The sequence below is a fragment of the Winogradskyella sp. HB-48 genome (assembly GCF_049942685.1).
Taxonomy (GTDB): Bacteria; Bacteroidota; Bacteroidia; order Flavobacteriales; family Flavobacteriaceae; genus Winogradskyella.
The window spans coordinates 2,793,169-2,808,868 of record NZ_CP187934.1; the positions used below are offsets into that span (position 1 = coordinate 2,793,169).

Consider the following 15,700-nt stretch of genomic DNA (forward strand, 5'->3'; position numbering starts at 1 on the left):
TAGTTCTACAGTACTTTTGCAAAAAAATAAGTATGTCGAAATTATTACCAACATTTAGAATTGTAGCGCTTTTGGAAGGTGTTTCATATATACTATTGCTATTCATTGCCACACCTTTAAAATACTTTGCTAACGATCCTCAATATGTAAAACTGCTAGGAATGCCACATGGCCTGCTGTTTATTGCTTACGTTGTTATAGCAGTTTTAATAAGTAAGGATATGCAATGGAATAACCGAACTTTATGGATAGTACTTTTAGCATCTATTATTCCTTTCGGTACATTTTATATTGATAAAAAATATCTAAAAACTGTAAATGCTTAACATTAGACATTATATATACGATCTGCTTGTAGAACGTGGAGTATCTGAAGCTACTGCTCAATATTTGAATATGTTGGCTTTATTGGTGGGACTACTTTTTATTGCTTTAATCATAGATTATATTACCAAGCGTATTCTCTGGAAATTCTCAGCAAGTATAGCCAATAGAACCAAAACTAATTTTGATGATATTTTAATCAGCAACAAATTACCAAGAAATGTTGCCCATATTGTTCCGCTAATTATCCTAATTGAGTTTGTTCCTGATGTATTTTCAGACTTTACATATTTTGAAAATATCGTAGAGAAAACACTAAAGATTATTGCTATAGTCCTAACTCTAAGAATTATAAGAAGCTTCCTTAATTCGGTAAAAGATTACCTAAAAACACTACCGCGTTATAAGGATAAACCTATAGACAGCTATATTCAAGTCTTCATGATTTTTGCTTGGATACTCGGCATTTTTGCAATTTTCTCAATTCTTACAGGTGTTACATTTTTGAAATTCGCTATTTCCCTAGGTACGGCCTCTGCGGTTATACTATTGATATTTAAAGATACCATTTTAGGTTTTGTAGCGAGTATCCAAGTATCTATAAATGACATGGTGCGCATTGGTGATTGGATTACTTTTGAAAAGTACGGAGCCGATGGTGATGTTGTAGAAATTAATCTAGCCACCGTAAAGGTCCAAAACTGGGACAAAACCATAACCACGATACCAACCTATGCCCTGATTTCTGACTCGTTTAAGAATTGGAGAGGTATGATGAATTCTGGTGGAAGACGCATTAAACGTTCCGTAATAATCAAAACTTCTACAATAAAGTTTCTGACAGATTCTGACATAGAACGCTTTAAGAAAATAGAACTCATTAAAGATTATGTAGAGCAGCGTTCTAAAGAAATCAAAAAATACAATTCTGAAAAAGGGGTTGATAAATCTATATTAATAAACGGCAGAAACCTTACCAATTTTGGCGTTTTTAGAAAGTATTTACAAACTTATATGGATAATCATTCTGCCATAAATAAAGAAATGACTCTAATGGTAAGGCAATTAGAGCCCACACCTCAAGGTATTCCTATGGAAATTTATGCTTTTAGCAGTGATATACGCTGGCAAAACTATGAGTATATAATTGGTGATATCTTTGACCACGTTTTAGCCTCTGTAAAATATTTTGATTTAGAGATTTATGAACTAGCTGTTGCTAAAACTAATTAATCCTCTAGCCTATCCTTTACAAATTCAACTTCGGTCTTTCCATGAGGTAGGGGTTTACCGTCTGGACCTAAGTTTACCATGATAATTTTATCTATGGTTAAAATGGTTTCTCTAGTCATTTTGTTACGTGCCTCGCATTTCATGGTTAAGGAACTTTTGCCAAATTTAATAACCTCGATACCTATTTCAATGATATCTCCTTTTTTTGCGGATGCCATAAAATTGATTTCAGACATGTATTTGGTTACCACTTTAGAATTTTCAAGTTGAATGATGGTATATAGAGCCACTTCCTCATCTATCCATGCTAAAAGTTGCCCACCAAAAAGGGTGCTATTAGGATTTAAATCTTCGGGTTTTACCCATTTGCGTGTGTGGAATCTCATTTATTGTTTAATTGTTTATTCGTTGATTTGTTGATTTGTTGATTTGTTTTAACTCAAAACTATTAAAGTAATGTTTGTTGTCCGCCAGAATCATCATTAGGAATTTTTAAATCTGTACCCAATTCAGAATTCAACTTCTTAATTAAATAAGCCGAAAGCAATGGCGATTCTTTTTCAATATTTTGATGCACAAAGAAGTTGATGTGTTCAATACCATTATCCTTCCAATGTTTCAGGCGTTCTACCCAATCATCTAAACGTGTGTAATCACTAGGATGGTTGGCACCAACATAGCGTACAAAAGCTCTTGAGTTGGTTAAGCGCATGTGCATGATATCTCGTCTGCCAGCACTGTCTACTATAATGTTTGAAATGTTATTTTCTTCTAAAAGCTGGTATAAATCTTCAGCAATAGTTTTGTCATTATACCAATCTGTATGCCTAAATTCTATAGCTAGAGGAATCTCTTTTGGCCAGCCTTCTACAAAATTAATAACACGATCAAAATCCTTTGGTGCAAAATTATTGTGCATCTGTAAAAAGATACAGCCTAATTTTTCTTTTAGGTTTACAGCACTGTACAAATAATTATCCACAACTGCAGCCACATCATCACTCAAACGTTTCCAATGGCTTATTTCCTGATTAAGCTTTGGGTAGAATTTAAAATTACCTGGTGTCTTATCGTACCATTTTTCAAACTGTTCAGGTGGAAAAATTCTATAAAATGTGGCATTTAACTCAATTGAATTGAATTGACGTGAATAATATTCTAGCTCATCCTTTGTGCCTCTTGGATAAAACCCTTTTAAATCGGCTTTGTTCCATTTGGCACAACCTACATAAACATGGGTTTCAGCAGACGGATTTTTCTGTAATGTTTTTAGTGTATCAGGATGGTCTGGTGGTAAGATAAAATCTATGTGTTCAGGATGATCTACACTTCCAAATTTCATATGTACAGGTTTTTCTCAAAGATAGCAGTTAATCATGAGTTGCTATATTGTTTTGAATTAGATTTTTGAATATTAAAATCTGAAATGTTAATAACAACGTTAACAATAATATCTATCTCAATACATATTCATAGCCTTAATAATTAAATTTAATTCCAATTTAATCCTAAAGGACTTAACCATGACCAAGCGCACCGAGTATTTATTATCCATAAGACCCGTGATTTCTTCTGCTAAAATTTATGATTCCATGAGTTCTGATGAACTGTTTCAGAATAAAACATTACGACCAATCATAAAAATGCAGCATGATTTATTTATTGCAGTTTTTAAAAATTATGTTGCTAAGCATAAAAATGTCTTTTACGAATTAAGCTTATCTAAACAATTATCTTACATTGACAATGCTATACATAAGGATATGAAGTTTAGAAATTCTGTAAAAGGGATGATTATTGGTCAGTTTACTGAGGAGGAATATGCTCTTTATATCCAGAACTCTTCGGCACTAAACAAACGTATGATGAATATTGTAAAAGAGCGTTTTATTGACAGCATTCAGGCATTTTCTAAGCCTGAAGTTTTAAAGGCGGTTTAGATATTATAATGAAATTAAAACAAGATCTACTAGACATTTGTTTTCAGCATGTAAACAAACGTATTTCGGACTACAACAATGAAATTACACTTATAAAAGAGTCCATAGAAAGTAACGATAAGGTTAGTAATGAAGAAGATGATTCGGGAAATTCTAAATTATTAGATGATTTAGAAAAAAACATGAATTATCTCAACGAAGCACAAAAAACCAAGGAGCATCTAGGCATGGTAAAGCCTAATTTAATATCAGACACAGTGGTTTTAGGCAGTATCGTAAAGACAGATAGTATTAACTTTTTTATAGCTACTAGTATTGGCAAAGTAGATTTAGATAAAGACGAATATTATATTATTTCTATACTATCGCCAATAGGTCAGCTTATGAAACAAAAAGGTGTTGGTCACACATTTGAGTTTAATGGCAAGCACTACAAAATAAAAGCTGTTTTATAGCAAGGATTCGCCATTGAGATTAGTGGTAAGAACATCGCTCATGTAATCGAAATAGGGTCTTACTTTTTTAAAAGCATCATTTACCCCCTCAATAAAGTCGTCTTGTAGCACCTCTTCATCTGAATACTTTTTGACGAAAATGTATTGTTTCATTCTTATCAAATCTATTGCGGGATGTTCTTTATCAAAGCCTTTTGGCGCTGTTTTTAACTCGTCACCAACAAAGCCTCCCCAAGTTTTATTAAATGTTTTATCATTTAGAATAGCTCTCATTTCACTATCATCCATTTCAAACTCTTTTCTAATTCTGAATAAATCTTCCTTATTAGGTTCCCAAAAACCAGTAGCAATAAAAGATTCGTTATTAGGCTGAATGTGAAGATAGTAACCACCTCTTAATTCTGGCTTCTTTCTTGTAAATGAGCCACCAAAATGTGTTTTGTAGGGTAATTTGTTTTTAGAAAAGCGTACATCTCTATAGATTCTAAAGATTTTAATTTTTTCAATCTGATCGTGAACACTCATTAAACTGCCTAAATGATTGTATGACGATTTTACTTTAGTTTCTATAGCTTTAAACTCGGCTTTATGTTCATTAAACCAATCTCTGTTATTGTTTTTAGCTAATTTTTTAAAGAAGTCTAAGGCTTCTTTTGGTATGGTTGCGCTCATATTTTTGATTTGTATAAAAATAAAAAAAAGCATCTCCAGATGACTTTTAAGGTACATTATTAACAAAAATTTATTTGACAAAGATGTAATGTTACATTATACTTCATTTAATTGTGATGTGGTTTCTTTGGTGAATGCATCTAACATCCAACTGCTCTTTTCTAGTTCTCTTATGTAAGCACCTATAAGATCAATCGTGCCTTCGTCGTTAGTTTCTTCTGCTTTATCAATAACTTTAGACATTTGCTTTAATAATATTTCATGATTGTCTAAAATACTATTTACCATCTCTTTATCGGTTTTTTTGGATGACACCTCTTCAATTGATGATGCTTTTAAGTAATCTCTTAAATTACTCATTGGATGGTATCTTAGTGTTAGGATACGTTCAGCTATTTCATCTATTTTCACTCTGGCGTCTGTATACAATTCCTCAAATTTTTCGTGTAATTCAAAGAAATTTTCACCTAAGATATTCCAGTGAAAATTTCGTAGATTTTGATAATAAATATGATAATCTGCTAATAAAGTGTTTAACTCTACAATAGTTGGTAATAATTTTTCGTCATTCATGTTTAAGTAGCTCATAACAATTATTTTAAATTTATATTTATTTCGTCCCATTTAATCTATAGGGCATATGAGCCTTTGTCAAGCGACTTAACAGGGTTTAACTATTTCAACAACCTATTAACATAATATTTTGTTAAAGAAACTGAGAAATGTTAATAGAATTTAACGTGTTAATATCTTAAATTAGAATTGTTAAAAATAAACTTGTGTGTTGCTATAATTTTCAGTATAATGCAGTACTTTTAAAAATACACACTAATTTTATGGGTAGACCAGCAACAAGACCAACCAAATTGAAAGATGGTTTCTATATTGAAATAAGAAACAAAGGTTCAAAATCAGGTGTTAAACTATACAGCGGCACTAAACTACAAATGCATCGTGCAATAAAAATGTACGAACGTTCTAAAGAAGTACTTATACTAGGTGAATCTGTAAACGGAAAATTTGTAGAAAAAGAACCAACATTACACATTGTAGAATAACTTAAATATACGGATTGGAAAAGGGTGAAATTATAATTTCACCCTTTTTTATTTCGTCTAAATCATGGTCGAAAATAATAATCTATGATTTTTTTTATAAATTGTTAAATGGATTAGTAATCTAATCCTGCTAAAAACTAACTAATTAAATCAATTTTATTATGACAAATTCGATTAACAAACCTCCTATTTGGTTTTGGATTGTGAGTGTAATTGCATTCATATGGAATGGCCTTGGCGTACATGGCTATATAAGCCAAGCCTACCAATTATCAGCTTACACAGATGCCTATACTAAGGAACAACTTGAAGTTATGTCTACTCTACCTTCTTGGTATACGGCATTGTTTGCCATAGCAGTTTTTGCTGGTGCATTAGGGTGTTTATTTTTATTGCTAAGAAAAAAAATAGCAAAGCTTCTTCTTATCTTATCGTTTATAGCTGCAACTATACAAATGATTTACTTCTTGTTTATTGCAGATTTAAAAGGTGTAGATTTTAGTGCCAACGAAATTATGGCATACATGATTATTGTATTTGCATTATTTTTAGTTTGGTTTGCCAACCATGCAACTAAAAACGAGTGGCTTAAATAAAATTTAACCAACCAATCTCAAAAAGGAACTAACTCTTGGGTTGGTTCCTTTTTATAGAAAATCTATTTTATGAAGAATAAGCCCAGATGCAGGTGCTATGTAATCCATTACCGCTTCGCTATCATCTTTCAATGTGTTCTTTATATAATCTAAAGTTACTTCACCTCTACCCAATTTTATAAGGCAACCCATCATTAACCGAATTTGGTTACGCATAAAACCCTTTCCGCTTACTATAAAAACATAGGATTCGCTCGGAAAGAAATTTGCCGTATATATATCATTATCAATTATTTCACACTGTTCAATGGTTCTATGATACTCACCTTTATCTGTAGCTTTATAACAGTAGGTTTTGAAGTTATGAGAACCTTCAAATAATTTAGCACCCTTTTTCATTAAATCAATGTTAAGAGGTTCTAAAATAGTCGTTAGAATAGGTGCGCAGAAAGGATGATTTTTTTGTCCTTGAGAAAACACGTAGTGGTATTCCTTTACTTTAGAATCTTGAATGATATTAAAATCTTTATCCACTTCTTCTATAGAAAGAGCTCTTATGTCTTGTGGCAAATTAAGATTAAAGAGTTCTAGAAATGAGTTAAAATCGTCAATTGGATCATTGTAAATAAACAGCTCTAGTGCAGCTTCGTTGGCAGAAACCATAGCGTCTGTTCTTCCTGCACCAAGAGTTTTAAATCTCGTATCTCCTAAAATGTATTTTAGAGTTCTATCAATCATATGATGTAAGGTTTTAACATCTGGTTGTTTTTGCCAACCATGAAACCGATAGCCTAAATATTGTATTTTTAGAAGGTAATAATAGCGTTTCTCAAACATGGTAGCAAGAACGTTATTTTATGGAAGAAACCAAAAAGTTAAATCAAACAAAAAAGGCCACCAAGTGAAATATTGATAGCCTTTTAAGAATTACTAACTAACTATTTACTAATCTAAAATTACTTTTTTGACTTTTAATTGAGCGTTGTTCGAGACTTTTACAATATAAACACCACTGCTTAATCCTGATACGTCTATTGTATTTCTAGTAGATGAAGTATTCAACGTTTCACTCTTGACTAATCGTCCTTGTATATCGTATAAGTTTGCAGTAGATACCTGCAATAATTGCCCATTCACAATAAGTTTATCATTAGAATTATCTGAATGTATATTTAATACATTTGTATCAATATCTTCAACCGATAATGTTCCTGGTTCTATGTATAGTGCATAATCTTCTGACTGACCATAAGCTAATGAGGTATAACATGGTGTATTTATAGTCCCTACACCACCATATCTATTATCAACATCCGTCATTAATCTCATTCTTACATAGCTGTCATAGGGAATTGTTGTAGGATATGTTAATGACACCGGAACGATTGAACTTCCTGCAATATCTTCAGAATAATGCTGTGTTTCTGCATCATCATCAAAATCACCATCGTTATTCCAATCTATCCATACCCCTAATTGATGGAAATTACCTGCTGCAATTTCAACATTCATTGTATAAGGATTATCTGTATCAATATTAAAAAGGCCATTACAATTCACACTTCGATCTAAATTACCACCATCATTATCTGTTGTTGATGAAATTAATGTAGTAGAATTCAATTCTACACTCAATATACCCGATAAATTAGTGCCTGCAGGTGAATTAGGAGAACAAACTGTTGAAGGAGCCACAAAACCAGCTTCAGGTGCTTCAGCTCCTTTAGAATCGATTATTTTAGTACCTGTCATTGCAGCCCTTGATCTTGTTTTTTGATCTTCAGTTAGCCTATCTGTACAAAAGTAATAACTCATTACATTGTTAATGGTGTTATTATCTACCCAAGCACTACCTGTACATGCATTATTTGCGGGACAAGTACTTGTTTCTCTTTGATGTGGTACTGTATCAGCACAACCATCACTATCATTACCAACAGTTGTATCTGCTGGGCATGTATCAGCAACACCATCATTATTGGTGTCGTCACCTTGGAATGTATGGTACAAATGCAAATAGTGTCCTACCTCATGAACAACTGTACTATTATCTCCATTAGAGTTTAAACCCCAACCATTTGTGTTTCCAGGGTCGTACCCGAAAACCGAAGACATCATAACAGAACCGTTATAATTACTAAATTCATTATAAAAATACGCATAGCCTTGATAACCAAAACCACCACCATTATTATCTAGTTCCGTTACAATCCAAAAATTTAGATAGTCAGTTGATGGCCAATTTATAAAGTCTCTTATGGTTTCATAATCGGCTCCATCTGAATTTGCTACATTAACACCATTACTTGCATAACCTGGTATTCCTGATGCATCAAATCTATTAATTCCTGTAGTAGGTGCACAATTTGGATCTCTTTGAGCTAATGCAAATTCAATTTCAAAATCAACCAAACTACCAGGTGTAAGACCTCTATAAAAATCATTAAGGTTATCTATACTACTTTGAATTTGAGCATCAGAAATGTTTGATCCTGTACCTTCCGCCTCACCTAAATGTAATACATGCACGACAACAGGAATAGTATAAACTATACCATTTCGTTTGGCTATATTATCACCAGAAATAAAATTTCGGATTTTTTGTTCTGCCAACTGTTCTTGCTGAACATAATTTGAATTTTGTAATAATACTTCTCTTTGATTATCAAACGCACATTGTTGTGCCAAAACAGAATAAGTAAACAAAGAAAAGAATAAAGTTACAATACTAATTGTAAAGTTTTTCATTGAGATTTGGGTTAAGATTTGGATTTGCAATATACACATTTTCAACAAAAAATAACGTTTTGTCGTAAAAATTTACGTTTTATCGATAAAAATTATTTTTTATCTCGATGTTGTAAAATAGAAACAACATCTTTCAATGTAAACCCTTTGGCTTGTAATAATATTAAATAATGAAATAATAAATCTGCACTTTCATTTAAAAACAAGTCGTCGTTGTTGTCCTTAGCTTCAATTACTACTTCTATTGCTTCTTCACCTACTTTTTGTGCTACTTTATTGATGCCTTTGTCAAAAAGCGAAACAATATAACTCTTTTTCTCATCCTGACGTAGGTCAGGATCTATTTTTGAAATTTCTATGCGCTTAGCTATAGTGTTTTCTAATTGGGTTAAGAAACCATAAGACTCATTATTAGATTCATTCCAACAGGTATCACTTCCTTTGTGACAAGTTGGTCCTTTTGGATTTACCGTAATTAATAGCGTATCATTATCGCAATCTAGTTTAATATCGACCAAATTTAAAACGTTACCACTTTCTTCACCTTTAGTCCATAATCGGTTTTTAGTTCGGCTAAAAAAAGTCACAAGCTTAGAGTCTTGCGTTTTTTTAAGTGCTTCTTCATTCATATAACCAAACATCAATACATTTTTGGTTGTTGCGTCTTGAATTATTGCTGGGACTAATCCGTCGTTATTTTTTTTGAAATCTATGTTCATTATAATTAGCTTTTTATAAGATCCTGAACCAAGTTCAGGATGACAAATTATAGTCTAACAGAAATACCTTCCTGTTTTAATTTTTCTTTTAAATCTTTTATTTCTATTTCACCAAAGTGAAAAACGCTTGCAGCCAGAGCAGCATCTGCTTTTCCAAATTTAAATGTGTCCATGAAATGCTGAATAGTACCTGCGCCTCCAGAAGCTATTATAGGGATATTTACAGTTTCTGATAGTTTGGCCAATGCCTCATTTGCAAATCCGTTTTTAGTTCCGTCGTTGTTCATAGATGTAAACAGAATTTCGCCTGCGCCTCTTGTTTCAATTTCTTTTGCCCAATCGAATAAATCTAACTCGGTCGGAATGCTTCCACCAGCTAAATGGACTTTCCAGTGTCCATTAACTTGTTTCGCATCTATGGCGACCACAACACATTGACTACCGAACTTACTTGACAATTCGTTTATTAATTCGGGTCGTTTCACTGCAGATGAATTTATGGATACTTTATCTGCTCCAGATTTTAAAAGCACATCTACATCTTCTATTGATGAAATTCCGCCGCCAACTGTAAAAGGAATATTGACTTGTTCGGCGACTTTCAACACCATTTCAATCATTGTTTTTCTACCTTCTAAAGTTGCAGAAATATCTAAAAACACTAATTCGTCTGCACCTTTTTCTGCATACTGTTTTGCTAATTCTACAGGATTGCCTGCATCTCTTAAATTGACAAAATTGACACCTTTTACGGTGCGACCGTTTTTAATGTCTAAGCAAGGGATTATTCGTTTTGTTAGCATTTATTTGGCTTTTGGCTTTTGGCTCTTGGCTTTTTGCTTCTAACGTGTTGCTAAAAGCAAAAGGCAAAAGGCTAATTATTTTTATTATAAAAAGCGTTCTAATTCTTTTAAACTTATTCTGTTTTCGTAAATGGCTTTACCAATTATTACTCCATCGCAACCTATGGCTGCTAAAACTTCAACATCTTCAATAGTTGTTACTCCACCAGAAGCGATTAGTTTTACAGATTGATCTGCGCTACCATTGGTACATTGGTTGATTATTTTTTTATACAAATCTACCGATGGACCTTGTAGCATTCCGTCTTTTGAAATATCTGTACATATAACATACTGAATACCATTTTTTTGATACTCCTGAATAAACGGAACAACTTCTAAGCTACTTTCTTCTAACCATCCAGAAATAGCGATTTTTTCGTTTTTACAATCAGCGCCAAGAATAATTTTTTGCGTCCCATATTCATTAATCCATCGTAAAAAAGTATCCGAGTTTTTTACAGCTATACTACCACCAGTTATTTGTCTTGCACCAGAGTTAAAAGCAGTAAATACATCGTCGTCCGATTTAAGTCCGCCACCAAAATCGATTTTTAAATTGGTTTTTGTTGCCACCTTTTCTAACACTTTATAATTAACTACGTGATCTGCTTTAGCGCCTTCTAAATCTACCATATGCAAGTATTCTATGCCTGCACCTTCAAATTGCTTGGCAACTTCTAACGGATTTTCATTGTACATTTTTGTAGTGCTGTAATCGCCTTTAGTTAATCTTACGCACTTTCCTTCTATTATATCTATTGCTGGTATTATTCTCATTTTTTCGCCTTTTGCTTTTAGCTTTTAGCTAATCGTTTTATTATTTTATAAATTGATAAAATTTCTCAAAATTTGTTCGCCTGCCAATGATGATTTTTCGGGATGAAACTGCACACCATAAAAATTATCTTTTTGTAATGCTGAAGCGTATTCTACATCATAAGTTGTAGTTGCAATTGCCTCCTGGCATTGTTCTACATAAAAACTATGAACTAGATACATAAACTCTTTGTCTTTAATACCTTTAAACAAATCTGATTGAAGATTACTAATTGTATTCCAACCCATTTGTGGAACTTTTACTGAGTTTGAAAAGCGTTTAACATCTACATCAAAAATGCCTAAACCTTTTGTATTTCCTTCTTCTGTAGATTTGCACATAAGCTGCATACCTAAACAAATTCCTAAAACAGGTTGTTTTAACTGCGAAATCAAACGATCCAAACCTGATTCTTTTAGCTTTTGCATTGCACTACTAGCCTCGCCTACACCAGGGAAAATCACTTTATCTGCGGCTTTTATGTCTTCAGGATTATTAGATAAAACTGCTTCGAAACCTAAGCGTTTAAAAGCAAATTGAATGCTTTTGATGTTTCCTGCACCGTAATTTATGATGACTATTTTCATTTATTGTCATTCCTGCGTAGGCAGGAATCTTATTAATTATTATTCATTTTTGTTTAGATTCAGTATCACACTTCGACTATGCTCAGTGGGACAGTACAGAATGGCAAGTACTACAACATTCCTTTTGTACTTGGTAAAATCATTTTTTCAACGTCTCGTTTTATAGCCATTTTTATTGCTTTTGCAAATGCTTTAAAAATCGCTTCAATTTTGTGATGCTCGTTTATGCCTTCTGCTTTTATGTTTAGGTTACACTTTGCACCATCTGTAAAGGATTTAAAGAAGTGAAAAAACATTTCGGTTGGCATTTTACCAATCATTTCGCGTTTAAAATCGGCTTCCCAAACCAGCCAATTTCTACCACCAAAATCTATTGCAGCTTGCGCAAAACAATCGTCCATTGGTAAGCTAAAACCGTAACGTTCTATGCCTAACTTATTTCCTAAAGTCGTAGCAAATACCTCACCTAAAGCAATTGCTGTATCTTCAATCGTGTGATGCTCGTCTACTTCTAAATCACCATCAACTTTTATGCTTAAATCTAATTGTCCGTGACGCGCAATTTGATCTAACATATGGTCGAAAAACGCAATACCTGTATCGATAATACTTTGTCCTATACCGTCAAGATTTAAATCAATTTTAATCTTGGTTTCATTAGTATTTCGCTCAATACTTCCTGTACGTTCTTTAGCTTTCAAAAACTTATAGATTTCTTCCCAATCGTTGCTTTCTAATGCAATAAACTCGTCTAAAGCCTCGCGTTTTACCGTGATTTCATCTGTTCCCAAATTGGTATTATCATTGATAAAAATGCCTTTAGAACCAAGGTTTTTAGCTAATTCTACATCTGTTAATCGATCGCCTATGACAAACGAATTTTCTAAATCGTAATCTTCGCTAAAATACTTGGTTAACAATCCTGTATTTGGTTTTCGTGTTGGCGCATTGTCTTTTGCAAAGGTTCTGTCGATAAATTGTTCTTCAAAAATAACACCTTCGTTTTCAAAAGATTGAAGCACGAAATTGTGAACAGGCCAAAACGTATTTTCTGGATAAACATCTGTTCCCAATCCATCTTGATTGGTAATCATTACGATTTCGAAATCTAATTCTTTAGCGATTTTACTTAAATACGTGAACACTTTTGGGTAAAACACCAACTTTTCAAAGCTATCTATTTGCTCGTCAGCTGGTTCTTTAATTAATGTACCATCACGGTCTATGAATAATACTTTTTTCATCTTATTTGTCATTCCTGCCTTTCGACTACGCTCAAGATAGACTTCGGCAGGAATCTATTATTAGTTTAACTTCTTTAATACTTCAATCAATTTCTCATTTTCTTGACTTGTTCCAACCGTAAAACGCAAGCAGTTATCGCAAAGTGGCTGATTGGTTCGGTTACGAACGACGATGCCTTTTTCTACCAACTGATTGTATCGTTTATTGGCATCATCTACTTTTACTAACACAAAATTCGCTTGAGTTGGATATATAGTATCAATCCAAGTAACCAAACCTAATGCTTTAATTAACAGACTTCTTTCTGAAATTATTTTTTGAATTTCACTTTTAACGTCTTGTTGATTTTCTAATCGTTGAATTGCCTTTTGCTGCGTTAGTTGATTGACGTTATATGGTGGTTTTATTTTATTTAAAATTGAAATAATTTCAGTAGATGCATAGCAAATTCCAAGTCTGATACCTGCCATTCCGTAAGCTTTAGAAAGCGTTTGGGTTACTATTAAATTTGGAAAATCTGATAATCTTGAAGTCCAGCTTTCGTCTTCTGAAAAATCGATGTATGCTTCGTCAATCACTACAATTCCTTTAAAATTATTTAATAGTTTTTCAATTATTGGCACTTTAAAACTATTAGCTGTTGGGTTGTTTGGCGAACATAAAAACAACAGTTTTGTATTGCTGTTTTGTGTGTTTAAAATGTCTTCAGCTTTAGGTTGGAAATCAACACCCAATTCAACCGATAAAACGTCTATAGCATTTGTGTTTGCTAATACTTCGTACATACCATAAGTTGGTGGTAATGTGATGATATTATCTTGATTTGGCTCACAAAACGATCTAAAAATTAAGTCCAAAACTTCGTCACTGCCATTGCCTAACAAGATATTTTGTGCTGGAATGTTTTTAATGTTTGACAACATAGATTTTACATCCTTTTGTTGCGGATCTGGATAGCGATTTACACCATTTTCAAACGGATTTTCATTAGCGTCTAAGAAAATCATCTGGTTAGATGTTGCGTCCTTAAACTCATCTCTTGCAGAAGAATATGGCTTTAAGGCAGTGATGTTTGGTCTGACTAAGTTATTTATGTTGAAATTTTGTTTCATTTTATGTTATTTAGATTCTTCGCTTTGCTCTGAATGACATTAATTCGTTAAATCTTTTAATCTAATCGAAATTGCGTTTTTGTGCGCTTGTAAGCCTTCAGCCTCTGCCATACGTTCTATGGTGTTTCCTATGTTTTTTAAACCTTCTTTTGAGATGTTTTGAAACGTAATGGCTTTTGTAAAACTGTCTAAATTGACGCCAGAATACGCTTTACTATATCCATTGGTTGGTAAGGTATGATTGGTGCCAGACGCATAATCGCCAGCACTTTCTGGTGTGTAATTACCTATAAATACCGAACCTGCATTTTGAATGCCATCGACATAAAAATCGTTGTTTTTAGTCACTACTATAAAGTGTTCTGGACCATAATCATTGATTAAATCTAATGCTTCTTCATCAGTTTTAACCAAGATAGATTTTGAATTATTGATAGCTTGTTGTGCAATATCTTGTCTTAGCAATGCTTTGATTTGCGTGTTGATTTCAGCTTCAACTTCATTTATAAAACTTTCAGACGTTGATACTAAAATCACTTGACTGTCAGTCCCATGTTCTGCTTGGCTTAATAAATCTGAAGCCACATAACTTGCGTTTGCACTGTCATCTGCAACAACCAATAATTCGCTTGGTCCAGCAGGCATATCGATAGCGACACCATATTTTGTAGCCATTTGCTTTGCAACAGTCACAAATTGGTTTCCTGGACCAAAAATCTTATAGACTTTCGGAATAGTTTCAGTGCCGAATGTTAACCCTGCAATGGCTTGAATACCTCCAACTTTTACTATATTAGTCACACCACAAAGTTGCGCTGTATATAAAATTTCGTTAGCAATTTTACCATCTTTATTTGGGGGAGAACATAACACAACTTCTTTGCAACCAGCAATATTTGCAGGGATTGCCAACATTAAAACTGTTGAAAATAATGGCGCTGTACCAGCAGGAATATAAATTCCAACTTTTTGAATGGCTCGTTTTTCTTGCCAACAGGTAATTCCAACAGATGTTTCAACACTTACCTTTTCTGTTTTTTGAGCTTTGTGAAATGTCTCAATGTTTGACTTTGCTTGTCTAATAGCAGCTTTTAATTCTGATGATAATTTAGAGGTTGCATCTTCAATCTCTTGCACTGTTACTAGATTCGATTTTAAATCTGCATCATCAAATAAGTTAGTGTACTTTCTAACAGCCGCATCACCATTAAGTTGTACGTCTTCAAAAATCTGATTTACCGTACTTTCTATATCGTTAACAGTTTGTGTTGGTCGCTTTAAAAGTTCTGACCACGAATTTTTATTTGGGTATTTTATTGTTTTCATTTCTTCTCGATACTATTTTTCGT

Annotated in this window: 19 protein-coding genes; 6 read left to right on the forward strand and 13 right to left on the reverse strand. The window is 33.1% G+C overall.

From position 1 onward, the window contains the following. Nucleotides 1-32 precede the first annotated feature (32 nt). A complete protein-coding gene (locus ACPX19_RS12610; protein WP_426430365.1) occupies nucleotides 33-326 on the forward strand; it encodes a DUF3817 domain-containing protein in 294 nt (97 codons plus the stop codon). Continuing rightward, on the forward strand, nucleotides 319-1,557 hold the full coding sequence (locus ACPX19_RS12615; protein WP_426430366.1) for a mechanosensitive ion channel family protein: 1,239 nt from the start codon (nucleotides 319-321) through the stop codon (nucleotides 1,555-1,557). The genes ACPX19_RS12610 and ACPX19_RS12615 overlap by 8 nt, the downstream gene beginning before the upstream one ends. Here ACPX19_RS12615 and ACPX19_RS12620 read toward each other — a convergent pair. Together ACPX19_RS12620 and ACPX19_RS12625 are read right to left on the reverse strand one after the other, a co-directional pair. Next, a complete protein-coding gene (locus ACPX19_RS12620) occupies nucleotides 1,554-1,943 on the reverse strand; it encodes an acyl-CoA thioesterase (RefSeq protein ID WP_426430367.1) in 390 nt (129 codons plus the stop codon). The two genes, ACPX19_RS12615 and ACPX19_RS12620, sit on opposite strands and share 4 nt — an antisense overlap. 62 nt (nucleotides 1,944-2,005) lie before the next feature. Next, nucleotides 2,006-2,899 (reverse strand): DUF72 domain-containing protein, encoded by an 894-nt coding sequence (locus ACPX19_RS12625; protein WP_426430368.1) that lies wholly within the window; start codon nucleotides 2,897-2,899, stop codon nucleotides 2,006-2,008. A 181-nt stretch (nucleotides 2,900-3,080) separates the two neighbouring features. On the opposite strand from ACPX19_RS12625, the gene ACPX19_RS12630 reads away from it, so the two are divergent. After that, complete coding sequence (locus tag ACPX19_RS12630; protein WP_426430369.1) at nucleotides 3,081-3,497, forward strand: glyoxalase; 417 nt, start codon at nucleotides 3,081-3,083, stop codon at nucleotides 3,495-3,497. Nucleotides 3,498-3,505: 8 nt separating this feature from the next. Beyond that, nucleotides 3,506-3,952 carry a hypothetical protein gene (locus ACPX19_RS12635; RefSeq protein WP_426430370.1) on the forward strand — a complete coding sequence of 149 codons (447 nt, stop codon included), beginning with the start codon at nucleotides 3,506-3,508 and terminating at the stop codon, nucleotides 3,950-3,952. On the opposite strand, the gene ACPX19_RS12640 is transcribed toward ACPX19_RS12635, so the two are convergent. Together ACPX19_RS12640 and ACPX19_RS12645 are read right to left on the reverse strand one after the other, a co-directional pair. After that, a complete protein-coding gene (locus ACPX19_RS12640; RefSeq protein WP_426430371.1) occupies nucleotides 3,947-4,624 on the reverse strand; it encodes a DUF2461 domain-containing protein in 678 nt (225 codons plus the stop codon). The two genes, ACPX19_RS12635 and ACPX19_RS12640, sit on opposite strands and share 6 nt — an antisense overlap. A 96-nt stretch (nucleotides 4,625-4,720) precedes the next feature. After that, on the reverse strand, nucleotides 4,721-5,212 hold the full coding sequence (locus tag ACPX19_RS12645; protein WP_426430372.1) for a Dps family protein: 492 nt from the start codon (nucleotides 5,210-5,212) through the stop codon (nucleotides 4,721-4,723). 248 nt (nucleotides 5,213-5,460) lie between these two features. Here ACPX19_RS12645 and ACPX19_RS12650 point away from each other — a divergent pair, with 248 nt between their 5' ends. Continuing rightward, a complete protein-coding gene (locus ACPX19_RS12650) occupies nucleotides 5,461-5,682 on the forward strand; it encodes a hypothetical protein (protein WP_426430373.1) in 222 nt (73 codons plus the stop codon). A gap of 161 nt (nucleotides 5,683-5,843) precedes the next feature. Continuing rightward, nucleotides 5,844-6,278, forward strand: coding sequence for a hypothetical protein (locus ACPX19_RS12655; protein ID WP_426430374.1), 435 nt, complete (start codon nucleotides 5,844-5,846; stop codon nucleotides 6,276-6,278). A 51-nt stretch (nucleotides 6,279-6,329) separates the two neighbouring features. Here the strand turns inward: ACPX19_RS12655 and ACPX19_RS12660 are convergent, their stop codons facing one another. The 9 genes from ACPX19_RS12660 to hisD all read right to left on the reverse strand — a co-directional run bounded on the left by ACPX19_RS12660 (nucleotide 6,330) and on the right by hisD (nucleotide 15,677). After that, nucleotides 6,330-7,115 carry a tRNA pseudouridine synthase A gene (locus ACPX19_RS12660; protein WP_426430375.1) on the reverse strand — a complete coding sequence of 262 codons (786 nt, stop codon included), beginning with the start codon at nucleotides 7,113-7,115 and terminating at the stop codon, nucleotides 6,330-6,332. 108 nt (nucleotides 7,116-7,223) lie between these two features. Continuing rightward, nucleotides 7,224-9,026, reverse strand: coding sequence for a zinc-dependent metalloprotease (locus ACPX19_RS12665; protein WP_426430376.1), 1,803 nt, complete (start codon nucleotides 9,024-9,026; stop codon nucleotides 7,224-7,226). A gap of 92 nt (nucleotides 9,027-9,118) precedes the next feature. Then, nucleotides 9,119-9,745, reverse strand: a complete 627-nt coding sequence (gene hisIE / locus ACPX19_RS12670) for a bifunctional phosphoribosyl-AMP cyclohydrolase/phosphoribosyl-ATP diphosphatase HisIE (protein WP_426430377.1) — start codon at nucleotides 9,743-9,745, stop codon at nucleotides 9,119-9,121. A gap of 47 nt (nucleotides 9,746-9,792) precedes the next feature. After that, nucleotides 9,793-10,548, reverse strand: coding sequence for an imidazole glycerol phosphate synthase subunit HisF (hisF, locus tag ACPX19_RS12675; RefSeq protein ID WP_426430378.1), 756 nt, complete (start codon nucleotides 10,546-10,548; stop codon nucleotides 9,793-9,795). Between the two features lie 84 nt (nucleotides 10,549-10,632). Further along, on the reverse strand, nucleotides 10,633-11,367 hold the full coding sequence (gene hisA / locus ACPX19_RS12680) for a 1-(5-phosphoribosyl)-5-[(5-phosphoribosylamino)methylideneamino]imidazole-4-carboxamide isomerase (protein WP_426430379.1): 735 nt from the start codon (nucleotides 11,365-11,367) through the stop codon (nucleotides 10,633-10,635). Between the two features lie 45 nt (nucleotides 11,368-11,412). Then, nucleotides 11,413-11,994, reverse strand: a complete 582-nt coding sequence (gene hisH / locus ACPX19_RS12685; RefSeq protein WP_426430380.1) for an imidazole glycerol phosphate synthase subunit HisH — start codon at nucleotides 11,992-11,994, stop codon at nucleotides 11,413-11,415. A gap of 110 nt (nucleotides 11,995-12,104) precedes the next feature. Next, nucleotides 12,105-13,238, reverse strand: coding sequence for a bifunctional histidinol-phosphatase/imidazoleglycerol-phosphate dehydratase HisB (hisB, locus tag ACPX19_RS12690; protein WP_426430381.1), 1,134 nt, complete (start codon nucleotides 13,236-13,238; stop codon nucleotides 12,105-12,107). A gap of 60 nt (nucleotides 13,239-13,298) precedes the next feature. After that, entirely contained in the window at nucleotides 13,299-14,351 is a 1,053-nt protein-coding gene (hisC, locus tag ACPX19_RS12695) for a histidinol-phosphate transaminase (RefSeq protein ID WP_426430382.1), read from the reverse strand. A 39-nt stretch (nucleotides 14,352-14,390) separates the two neighbouring features. Continuing rightward, nucleotides 14,391-15,677, reverse strand: a complete 1,287-nt coding sequence (hisD, locus tag ACPX19_RS12700) for a histidinol dehydrogenase (RefSeq protein WP_426430383.1) — start codon at nucleotides 15,675-15,677, stop codon at nucleotides 14,391-14,393. Nucleotides 15,678-15,700: the final 23 nt, after the last annotated feature.

Bases quoted from the DNA above. Each gene is read 5' to 3' on its own strand.
- ACPX19_RS12610 (WP_426430365.1), top strand. From the start codon at position 33: ATGTCGAAATTATTACCAACATTTAGAATTGTAGCGCTTTTGGAAGGT.
- ACPX19_RS12615 (WP_426430366.1), top strand. From the start codon at position 319: ATGCTTAACATTAGACATTATATATACGATCTGCTTGTAGAACGTGGA.
- ACPX19_RS12620 (WP_426430367.1), bottom strand. From the start codon at position 1,943: ATGAGATTCCACACACGCAAATGGGTAAAACCCGAAGATTTAAATCCT.
- ACPX19_RS12625 (WP_426430368.1), bottom strand. From the start codon at position 2,899: ATGAAATTTGGAAGTGTAGATCATCCTGAACACATAGATTTTATCTTA.
- ACPX19_RS12630 (WP_426430369.1), top strand. From the start codon at position 3,081: ATGACCAAGCGCACCGAGTATTTATTATCCATAAGACCCGTGATTTCT.
- ACPX19_RS12635 (WP_426430370.1), top strand. From the start codon at position 3,506: ATGAAATTAAAACAAGATCTACTAGACATTTGTTTTCAGCATGTAAAC.
- ACPX19_RS12640 (WP_426430371.1), bottom strand. From the start codon at position 4,624: ATGAGCGCAACCATACCAAAAGAAGCCTTAGACTTCTTTAAAAAATTA.
- ACPX19_RS12645 (WP_426430372.1), bottom strand. From the start codon at position 5,212: ATGAGCTACTTAAACATGAATGACGAAAAATTATTACCAACTATTGTA.
- ACPX19_RS12650 (WP_426430373.1), top strand. From the start codon at position 5,461: ATGGGTAGACCAGCAACAAGACCAACCAAATTGAAAGATGGTTTCTAT.
- ACPX19_RS12655 (WP_426430374.1), top strand. From the start codon at position 5,844: ATGACAAATTCGATTAACAAACCTCCTATTTGGTTTTGGATTGTGAGT.
- ACPX19_RS12660 (WP_426430375.1), bottom strand. From the start codon at position 7,115: ATGTTTGAGAAACGCTATTATTACCTTCTAAAAATACAATATTTAGGC.
- ACPX19_RS12665 (WP_426430376.1), bottom strand. From the start codon at position 9,026: ATGAAAAACTTTACAATTAGTATTGTAACTTTATTCTTTTCTTTGTTT.
- hisIE (WP_426430377.1), bottom strand. From the start codon at position 9,745: ATGAACATAGATTTCAAAAAAAATAACGACGGATTAGTCCCAGCAATA.
- hisF (WP_426430378.1), bottom strand. From the start codon at position 10,548: ATGCTAACAAAACGAATAATCCCTTGCTTAGACATTAAAAACGGTCGC.
- hisA (WP_426430379.1), bottom strand. From the start codon at position 11,367: ATGAGAATAATACCAGCAATAGATATAATAGAAGGAAAGTGCGTAAGA.
- hisH (WP_426430380.1), bottom strand. From the start codon at position 11,994: ATGAAAATAGTCATCATAAATTACGGTGCAGGAAACATCAAAAGCATT.
- hisB (WP_426430381.1), bottom strand. From the start codon at position 13,238: ATGAAAAAAGTATTATTCATAGACCGTGATGGTACATTAATTAAAGAA.
- hisC (WP_426430382.1), bottom strand. From the start codon at position 14,351: ATGAAACAAAATTTCAACATAAATAACTTAGTCAGACCAAACATCACT.
- hisD (WP_426430383.1), bottom strand. From the start codon at position 15,677: ATGAAAACAATAAAATACCCAAATAAAAATTCGTGGTCAGAACTTTTA.